This window comes from Pseudomonas sp. 13B_3.2_Bac1, assembly GCF_025466205.1.
GTDB lineage: Bacteria > Pseudomonadota > Gammaproteobacteria > Pseudomonadales > Pseudomonadaceae > Aquipseudomonas > Aquipseudomonas fluorescens_H.
This window is the reverse complement of record NZ_JANLOG010000127.1, coordinates 1-8406: the sequence shown is the minus strand read 5'-3', so window position 1 is coordinate 8406 and position 8406 is coordinate 1. Positions and strand designations below refer to the sequence as shown.

The following is an 8406-nucleotide window of genomic DNA, read 5'->3' as shown; positions in this document are numbered from 1 at the left end:
CCCCTACAACGACGACAGTGGCAATCACAGCGGGAAACGTCAGATTTACGGAGGGAGAGCGCGCGTCAGACGTGCGCTTTACATGTCGTGCTGGGTCGTTATACGTTGCCAGGCCGACTTCAAGGCCCGTTATGAATCCTTAAGAGAACGAGGCAAGAGCGCGAAAGTCGCGCTCATAGCCTGTATGCGAATACTGCTGATCAGGCTGAATGCCATGCTGCGAGACGGCACAGAGTGGCGGTGACGAACGGTGGCAGTAAGACAGTTGCTCCCACAATGGTGATCAATGGGCTCAGTGGATTTCCTGCAACTGCCCCAAACGGCTGCGGGTCCGGGCCAGGTCGATGGCGTTGCCGCCGAGCGCCTCGCGCAGTGGCAAGCGGCTGAGCAGAGTCAGGTGTTTGTCCTGGTCGTAGAGCACGTCGATCAGGTTGATGAAGCGTTGTTGCGCGGCGATCGAGCACTCATCCAGTTCCGGCAGATCATCGATGATCCAGCGGTCGAAGCGCCGACACAGTTCCAGATAATCCATCACCGCGGTCGCTTGCTCACACACATCGTTGAACGTGAAGCCGACGGTGCGGCCCTCGCACAGACGTGCCTGAAAGTGCCGGGTGCCCACCGGCAAGGCAATGGCCGGCGCACCCTGCGGCGGCAGGTTCAAGGCCTGGCGCTGGGTCGCGGTGGCCGGCCACACATAGTGGCCTTGAGTGAACAACTGATGCGCATGATTGCTCGCCTGACTGCGGTAATCGTGGGGGCCGCCGACTTCCATGACCTGCATTCGCGCGTTGATCAAATCGATCACCGGTTTGAAACGCGCGTGATAGAGCGGGTTGGGCAGCAAGCCTTCCGGCGGATAGTTGGAGGTTACCAGCAACAGAATGCCGCGCTGGAACAAGGCCTTGAACAGGCGGGTAATGAGCATCGCATCGCCGATGTCATGCACATGAAATTCGTCGAAACACAGAACCCGGCAATCGTCCAACAGCTCGTCGAGGGTGACGGCGAGGGCATCGTCCTGTTCGCGATGGTCGAACATGCCCTGATGCAGCCGGGCGAAGAACGCATGGAAATGCACACGCTGCTTCTGCGCGGTCGGCAGTGCCTGGAAAAAACCGTCGAGCAGCCAGCTCTTGCCGCGTCCGACCGCACCATGCAGGTACAGGCTCGGCGGCGTTTGCGCGCTGGCGCCGAACAACAGGCTGGCCTGCTGTGCCATGCAATCAATCACCCGCTGCTGGCTGTGGCTGAGGGTGTAACCCTGACCATGGGCCTTTTGCCGGAAGTATTCGTGGATCGAGCGGGCAATGGCGTCATGCCCGGCGTTGGCTGGCCTGCCTTTGGCGAACCAGCGGCGCAACGCCGACCAGCGCGGGGCCAGTGGCGATCGTTTGGGCGCTCGAGAGGGCACTGTGCAGTCACTCCGTGTTCATCAGACCGGCGCCCGGGAGCGCGGCGACGTAGTGTAACCAGAGGCTGCGCCGAGCTTCCATCGCGGTTCGTCGACTGTGGGCGATAACTGAACAACTTTGTGCGGGGCGTATAGCTTTTTTCAGCGATGTAATTCGCCGTGTTGCCAAACTTTCGAAACATATCCCGGCAGATCCATGGATCCAATCGACTGGCGGATTCGTCGACCGTTGCTAACCTGAAACACAGTAACGTCATCCGGGTGGTACCTCACAAGGAATGAGGCAGTGATTACACGTGTGGTGGTGGCCCTGCTCGGGTGGCTTGGGGGCTCGGTGTACGCGGCGGAACTTCAGGTCGAGGTTCGCGTTGACGTGCAGCGCGGTTGCCAACTGATCGGCCAGCAGCGCGAGGCGGGTATCGAACAACTGGGCGTGCTGGATTTCGGCAGCGCGGCGCGCCTCGATGATCCGGCCGGGCCACTGGGTGCGGCGCTGACCAACCAGCGCTTGCCGCGCCTGGAGTGCAACCCCGACACGCCGTATCAACTGCGTGTCGACGGCGGTCTGCATGGCGGGGTCGGCGAGATTCGCTACCTGGTGGGGGCGGCGGGGAGCCAACCGATTCCTTACCGGCTGTATCAGGACGCGGCGCGGCGGGTGCCGCTGGTGGTGGACGTGCCGGTCAGCGGTCGGGTGCCGGACACCGGGACGGTGGAGTTGCCGCTGTATGGGCGAATCGAGCGCCTGGCGCAGGTGCCACAGGTCAGTCGGTATTCGGATCTGGTCAAGGTTACCGTGACGTGGTGATGACACGATTTCAGGCAATCCGCTGGAGGCGGGTTGCGCAGGGAAGGGGCGTTCAATGATGAACGCGAGTTTCGCAGGCATCCTGAAGGAGTAGGAAGGGCGCAATGACAGGCAAACACTGGATAGTCATCGCCACGGCTACGCTGCTGTTGCTCGCTGACGACGCACAGGCGGCGGTGAGTGGGCAGATACATGCGCGGCTGATCCTGATTGCCGGGTGCGAAGTCACCAACGGATCCAGTCCTGGAACCCCGGTCGGCAATCTCGGCTCCCTCGATTTCGGGCTGCAGGGGCCGACCTGGACTGCGCCGATCAAGGCCAGTCTCGACGCTGACAGCAGCGGCAGACTCAATGTTGCCTGCAACCCATCGGTCACCGGTTTCACCGTCACCATCAACGGTGGTACCCACGGTGATGGCAATACCCGGCGCCTGAGCAATGGTCGCCAGACCATCCCTTATCAACTCTATCTGGATGCTTCCGGCAGCCAGAGCTACAGCATTGGCCAACAGCACAATTTCGCTGTCACCAGCGGTGCGCAGATACCCATCCCGGTATTTGGCTCGGTGGTGGCGAATACCCGCGCGGTTCCGGCAGGGGTCTATACCGACACCCTGACGGTGACGCTCGACTGGTAACCCCGTAGAGGACGGACACCATGCGCAAGTTTGCATCAAGGATAGGTTTGTCATTGCTCGGCCTGACGCTGGTTTCCAGTGCCAATGCCGCCACCACCGTTACTGGCCAGATCACTTCCAGCCTGATCCTGACCAGCAGTTGTCAGGTCAACGGAGCCGGGGGCACCACCGGGCTGAACTTCGGTGCGTTGAACTTCGGTACCGCCAACAGCCTGTTCACCACCGCCACCGGACAGGTGTTGGGCGGTGGCGGCGGAGCGCTGTCGATTCTGTGTTCCAGTGGCACCACACCTACGGTCACGGTAGGCGCGGGTGCCAATGACGGAAAATCGACGGGGGGCGCCCGGGCGCTGTACGACGGCGTCGCCAATTACGTGCCGTACGACTTGTACACCGACTCCGGGTTCTCGACGCTGCTGCCCGTCAACGGCACGATCAATCTGGCTCCCAGCACCGGTACGGCGCAGACGGTGAATATCTACGGTCAGGCCAAAGGCAAGGCTGGTTTGCCGGCCGGCACCTACACCGACACCATCGCCGTGCAACTGACGTTCTGATGCCATGCGCCGTCAGCTCTGCGCCGCGCTGCTCCTGCTCTGTGCGGGCAGTGTGCCGCTGCCGCTGGGGGCGGCGACCAGCCAGAGCTTTCAGGTCAGCGCCACCATCACGCCGGGGTGCCTGGTGGTCGGCGGAGTGTCGAATTACGGCGGGCTGAATTTCGGTTCGCACTCGGCCCTGGCCACCGGCACGGTGCAAGTCGCACTGACCGGGGGCGTGCAGCTGCAATGCACGCCCGGAGTGACATTGAACATGAGCGTCGATGGCGGCCAGTACAACAGCAGCGGCCGCCATATGCAGATCAACAGCGGCAGTGCGCGGGTGGCTTACGCGCTGTTTCGTGATGCGGCTTACAGCCAGAGCCTGGGCATCGGTCAGAGCGTGGCGGTGGCCTATAGCGATGCGAACAACATCAGCCTGCCGATTTACGGTCAGGTGCAATTGCCGGGCAATCAGCCTGGGGGGATGTATAGCGACGTGTTGCAGGTGCAACTGTCGTGGTGAGATGACGTTTGGATGGCCGACAAGGAGCAGGTTCATGGGGGCAGTTACGTCAGGGCATTGGGTTGTACGGTGCGCGATGCTGGCACTGGTTATGCTCGGGGGCGGCAGTGCGCAGGCCGCCAGTTCGGTGTTGATCTGGCCGATCGATCCGGTGCTGGAAGCCGATCAACAGGCCAGTGCGTTGTGGCTGGAAAACCGTGGCACGGAAACCGCCAACCTGCAGATCCGTGTGTTCGGCTGGAGCCAGAGCGGCTTTGAGGAGCAATACCAGAACCAGCGCGACGTGATCGGCAGCCCACCGGTGGCGAAGATCGAACCGGGGCAGAAACAACTGGTGCGTCTGACCCGAACCAAGGATGTACCACCGGGGCAGGAGCTGGCCTACCGGATCATCATCGACGAAATCCCTTCCGCTCAGCCGCCGGCTGCCGAGGGCGGCAAAACTGCGGCGGCGATCCGCTTCCAGATGCGCTATTCGGTGCCGTTGTTTGCTTACGGCGCGGGGTTGTGGAGCAAGGAGGACAGCACCCGTCCGCGTGATCCCAAAGGTATCGGTGTGCCGCAGCTGAGCTGGCGCACGGTGGCGGTGGACGGTCGGCCGTACGTCGAGGTGCGCAACCAGGGCGCGGTACACGCACGGCTGACCGACGTGGCAATCAAACAGGGAGGGCAGAGCAAGCCATTGGCCGAGGGGCTGCTGGGGTATGTGCTGCCGGGCGCGGTGATGCGCTGGCCGGCACCGGGGCCGTTGGCGAGCGATTCGGCGTTGCAGGTGCGGGTCAATGGCGGGGCGCAGGTGCAGAACATTGCGCCGGGACGCTGAACAAGGAGCCAATGCCGAGGACTTTTGTGGCTAGGGAGCTTGCTCCCGCTGGGTTGCGAAGCAGCCCCAAGCCAGGCGAGCGCGCAGTGTCAGGTAGTCCGCATAAACACGTCTGACGACGGCTGCGCCGCCGAGTGGGAGCAAGCTCCCTCGCCACAATGATTGCATCGTGTCGTCAATAAACCAGAGAAAGATAACTGGCTCAGGCAAGAGTGGCATCAGGAGGATCAAGTCCATTGACGGACGTAAAGCGTGTATGAGCCCGGGATGGGCTCGTCGTATTCAGCGTCCGTTGTGGCTCATCGGCGGCGCCTGTTGCCTGATGTTCGTTCAACCATCCGGGGCCGGTGAATTGCCGCCGCCTCCCAGCGGCATGGAGGCCGTGAGTGATGCACAGCTGTTTCTGGAATTGGTGGTTAATCAGATGAATACCGGGCGGGTGGTGGCGGTGCAGCAGCGCGACGGGCGACTGTTCCTGCCGACCAGTGCGCTGCAGGAAACCGGCATGAAGCTGCCGGACAATGTGGGGGCTGAAGTCGATCTCGACAGCCTGCCGGGCTTGCACAGTGATTACGACAGCGTCGGCCAGCGCCTGCTGCTCGATGTGCCGCCGCAGTGGCTGCCCGAGCAATTGATCGGCAATCGGCAGAACTACCCGCGCACCCCGGCGCTGAGCAGTTTTGGCGCGCTGCTCAACTATGACCTGTACCTCAATGACACCGACGATGGCGGCACCTATCTGGCGGCGTGGAACGAGGTACGGCTGTTCGACAGCTGGGGCACCTTGTCCAACACCGGGCAATACCGACGCACCTTGTCCGGCGATGCCGCCAGCACGCTGAACAACGGGTATCTGCGCTATGACAGCACCTGGCGCTATTCCGATGACGAACGCATGCTCACCTACGAGGCGGGTGACGTGATCAGCGGCGCCTTGCCCTGGAGCAATTCGGTGCGTCTGGGTGGTGTGCAGTTTTCCCGGGATTTTGCCGTGCGCCCGGACCTGGTGACCTATCCGCTGCCGCAATTTGCCGGTGAAGCGGCGGTGCCATCCTCCGTGGACCTTTTCATCAACGGCTACAAGTCCAGCAGCACCGATCTGCAACCGGGGCCGTACACGTTGACCAACATTCCGTTCATCAACGGTGCCGGTGAAGCCGTGGTGGTGACCACCGACGCGCTGGGCCGGCAGGTCTCGACCACGGTGCCGTTCTACGTCACCAGCAGCCTGCTGCAAAAAGGCCTGAGCGATTTCTCGGTGGCCGCCGGTACCTTGCGCCGCGACTACGGCTTGAAAGATTTCAGCTACGGCACCGGGGTATCTTCCGGCAGCCTGCGATACGGTGTCAGTGACAGCTTCACCCTGGAAAGCCACGCCGAAGCGGCTGACTCGCTGACCCTCGGCGGGATTGGCGGCAACTTGCGCCTGGGCAATTTCGGTGTACTCAACAGCGCGGTCAGCCAAAGCCGCTTCGACGGCGACGGCGGCCAGCAATTGAGCCTCGGTTATCAGTACAGCAGCCAACGCTACAGCTTTACCTATCAACGCCTGCAACGTCGCGACCAATACGCCGACCTGAGCGTGATCGACAGCCCTTACATCAGCCTCAGTCGGCGCAGCGAGCAGGCGACCCTGAGTGTCAGTCTCGACCGCTGGGGGAGCCTGGGCGCCGGTTATTTCGATGTGCGCGCGGCGGACGATTCGCGCACGCGGTTGCTCAACCTGAGCTGGAGCAAAGCACTGTGGCGCAACAGCAGCGTCTATCTGTCGGCCAACCGCGAGATTGGCGACAGCAATTGGGCGGTGCAGGCGCAACTGGTGATTCCGTTCGATCTGCGCGGCAGCCTGGCGATCAGCAGCGAGCGCAGCAAGACCGGGCAGAGTCAGCAGCGGGTCAATTACAGTCGTTCGGTACCGACTGAGGGCGGAGTCGGCTTCAATCTGGGTTACGCCAAGGGTGATGGCGCGGATTATCGTCAGGCGGATGTGACCTGGCGCCTGCAATCGGTGCAATTGCAGGCCGGTGTCTACGGCACTTCGGAGGCTGAAACCCGCTGGGCCGACGCCAGTGGCTCGCTGGTGTGGATGGACCGACAAGTGTTCGCCGCCAATCGCATCGATGACGCGTTTGTAGTGGTCAGCACCGACGGTTTTGCCGATATTCCGGTGCGCTACGAAAACCAGCAGGTCGGTCAGACCGATAAAAACGGTCACTTGCTGGTGCCGTGGAGTAGCGCCTACTACCGTGGCAAATACGAAATCGATCCGCTGAATTTGCCCGCCAACGTGCGCAGCCCCAACGTCGAACAGCGCATTGCCGTTCGCCGTGGCAGCGGCTATCTGGTGGAGTTTCCACTGACGCGGGTGGTTGCCGCGAGCATCGTGCTGGTGGATGCGCAGCAACGCGAACTGCCTTTGGGGGCGGGTGTGCTGCACGAACAGAGCGGTACGCGCACGGTGGTGGGCTGGGATGGTCTGGTCTATCTGGAAAACCTGCAGGCACAGAATTCGTTGCAGGTGACACTGGCCGACGGCAAGACCTGCAAGGCCCGATTCGACGTGGATACGCAGCAAAGCCAAGTGCCGCTGATCGGCCCGCTGGTGTGCCAATGATCGGTGCCCGAGTCTGCCTTTGTCTGGCGTTGCTGCTGCCGGGGGCGGCGCAGGCCTTGTGTTCGGTGGTCAGCACCACGCCGGCAGCGTTTGGCTCGATCAGCTCGATTGCCGTGCGCACTACGACGCAGCCCAGTTCCACGCTGAATGCCGGTTTGAGTTGTACCGGTTCGCTGCTGTCACTGCTGACCAGCAACGATCATTTCTACGCCACCATCACCTCGACCCAGAGCGGCTTGCTCGGGCCGACCGGCGACGTCATCGGCTACACGATCTACGCCAACAACAGCACCAGCTATCCGGTCACCCGTGGCACCGCCTATGACTTCGCGCGCAACGGCATCATCGACGCCTTGGGACTGCTCAATGGCACGACCCCAAAAACCGTGCCGCTGTATCTGGGTACGACCATTGGCAGCAATGTCGCCGCCGGGGTCTATACGGAAACCCTGAGCATTTTCTGGAACTGGAATTACTGCTCCGGGATCGGTATCGGCAGTGTTTGTCTGGGGCGCGACATCAATAGTGGTACCGCGACGTTGACCGTGAACCTGACCGTGTCCAACGACTGTACGATTACCGCGCCGAACATTGCCTTCGGCAGCGCACCGGTGATCAGCGCCTTTACCCCGGTGACCGGGCAGACGATCAATCTGGCCTGTACCAAGGGCAGTGCCTACACGGTCGGTTTGAGCGACGGGCAGAATCCGGTCAGTGTCGGCGGGCGACGACGGATGATTTCCGGGAGCAATTATCTGGCCTACGACATCTTCAAAAGCGCCGGCACCACTCGTTGGGGCAGCGTCGGCAGTGCGCGCCGCTCCAGTACCGATGCCGAGGTCAATCCGGGGAATGGCTTGGGTACGGGGAGCCAGATCTTCAATTACAACGCCAAGATCTACACCGACCAGACCACGCCGCCGGCGGGGACGTATCTGGACAATGTGGTGCTCGACGTTGGTTTCTGAGTCATACGACGACCCCCTGTGGGGGGGGGGGGGGGGGGGGGGGGGGGGGGGGGGGGGGGGGGCGGGGGGGGGGGGGGGG

9 protein-coding genes are annotated in these 8406 nt (G+C 62.3%); 8 read left to right on the top strand and 1 reads right to left on the bottom strand.

From position 1 onward, the window contains the following. The coding region (locus tag NTD85_RS21245) for a transposase (RefSeq protein ID WP_262143138.1) at positions 1-244 on the top strand (244 nt) is incomplete at its 5' end. 48 nt (positions 245-292) lie between these two features. Here the strand turns inward: NTD85_RS21245 and zapE are convergent. After that, positions 293-1414: a cell division protein ZapE gene (gene zapE, locus NTD85_RS21240; RefSeq protein ID WP_003223664.1), complete on the bottom strand. Its 1122-nt coding sequence runs from the start codon at positions 1412-1414 to the stop codon at positions 293-295. A 286-nt stretch (positions 1415-1700) separates the two neighbouring features. Here zapE and NTD85_RS21235 point away from each other — a divergent pair, with 286 nt between their 5' ends. The 7 genes from NTD85_RS21235 to NTD85_RS21205 all read left to right on the top strand — a co-directional run bounded on the left by NTD85_RS21235 (position 1701) and on the right by NTD85_RS21205 (position 8327). Further along, the gene (locus NTD85_RS21235; RefSeq protein ID WP_262143137.1) at positions 1701-2222 is read left to right on the top strand and encodes a spore coat U domain-containing protein; all 522 of its coding nucleotides are present in this window, start codon (positions 1701-1703) and stop codon (positions 2220-2222) included. 104 nt (positions 2223-2326) lie between these two features. Next, complete coding sequence (locus tag NTD85_RS21230; protein WP_262143136.1) at positions 2327-2860, top strand: spore coat U domain-containing protein; 534 nt, start codon at positions 2327-2329, stop codon at positions 2858-2860. Between the two features lie 20 nt (positions 2861-2880). Beyond that, the gene (locus NTD85_RS21225) at positions 2881-3417 is read left to right on the top strand and encodes a spore coat U domain-containing protein (protein ID WP_003223669.1); all 537 of its coding nucleotides are present in this window, start codon (positions 2881-2883) and stop codon (positions 3415-3417) included. Positions 3418-3421: 4 nt separating this feature from the next. Further along, positions 3422-3922: a spore coat U domain-containing protein gene (locus tag NTD85_RS21220; protein ID WP_262143135.1), complete on the top strand. Its 501-nt coding sequence runs from the start codon at positions 3422-3424 to the stop codon at positions 3920-3922. A gap of 34 nt (positions 3923-3956) precedes the next feature. After that, positions 3957-4745, top strand: a complete 789-nt coding sequence (locus tag NTD85_RS21215; protein WP_262143134.1) for a molecular chaperone — start codon at positions 3957-3959, stop codon at positions 4743-4745. A 256-nt stretch (positions 4746-5001) separates the two neighbouring features. Next, a complete protein-coding gene (locus NTD85_RS21210; RefSeq protein ID WP_262143133.1) occupies positions 5002-7359 on the top strand; it encodes a fimbria/pilus outer membrane usher protein in 2358 nt (785 codons plus the stop codon). Then, on the top strand, positions 7356-8327 hold the full coding sequence (locus NTD85_RS21205; RefSeq protein WP_262143132.1) for a spore coat protein U domain-containing protein: 972 nt from the start codon (positions 7356-7358) through the stop codon (positions 8325-8327). Before NTD85_RS21210 ends, NTD85_RS21205 begins: the two co-directional genes overlap by 4 nt. Positions 8328-8406 lie beyond the last annotated feature (79 nt).

Excerpts from the sequence above, each read along its gene's own strand:
- NTD85_RS21230 (WP_262143136.1), top strand. The coding sequence starts at position 2,327 with ATGACAGGCAAACACTGGATAGTCATCGCCACGGCTACGCTGCTGTTG.
- NTD85_RS21225 (WP_003223669.1), top strand. The coding sequence starts at position 2,881 with ATGCGCAAGTTTGCATCAAGGATAGGTTTGTCATTGCTCGGCCTGACG.
- NTD85_RS21220 (WP_262143135.1), top strand. The coding sequence starts at position 3,422 with ATGCGCCGTCAGCTCTGCGCCGCGCTGCTCCTGCTCTGTGCGGGCAGT.
- NTD85_RS21215 (WP_262143134.1), top strand. The coding sequence starts at position 3,957 with ATGGGGGCAGTTACGTCAGGGCATTGGGTTGTACGGTGCGCGATGCTG.
- NTD85_RS21210 (WP_262143133.1), top strand. The coding sequence starts at position 5,002 with ATGAGCCCGGGATGGGCTCGTCGTATTCAGCGTCCGTTGTGGCTCATC.
- NTD85_RS21205 (WP_262143132.1), top strand. The coding sequence starts at position 7,356 with ATGATCGGTGCCCGAGTCTGCCTTTGTCTGGCGTTGCTGCTGCCGGGG.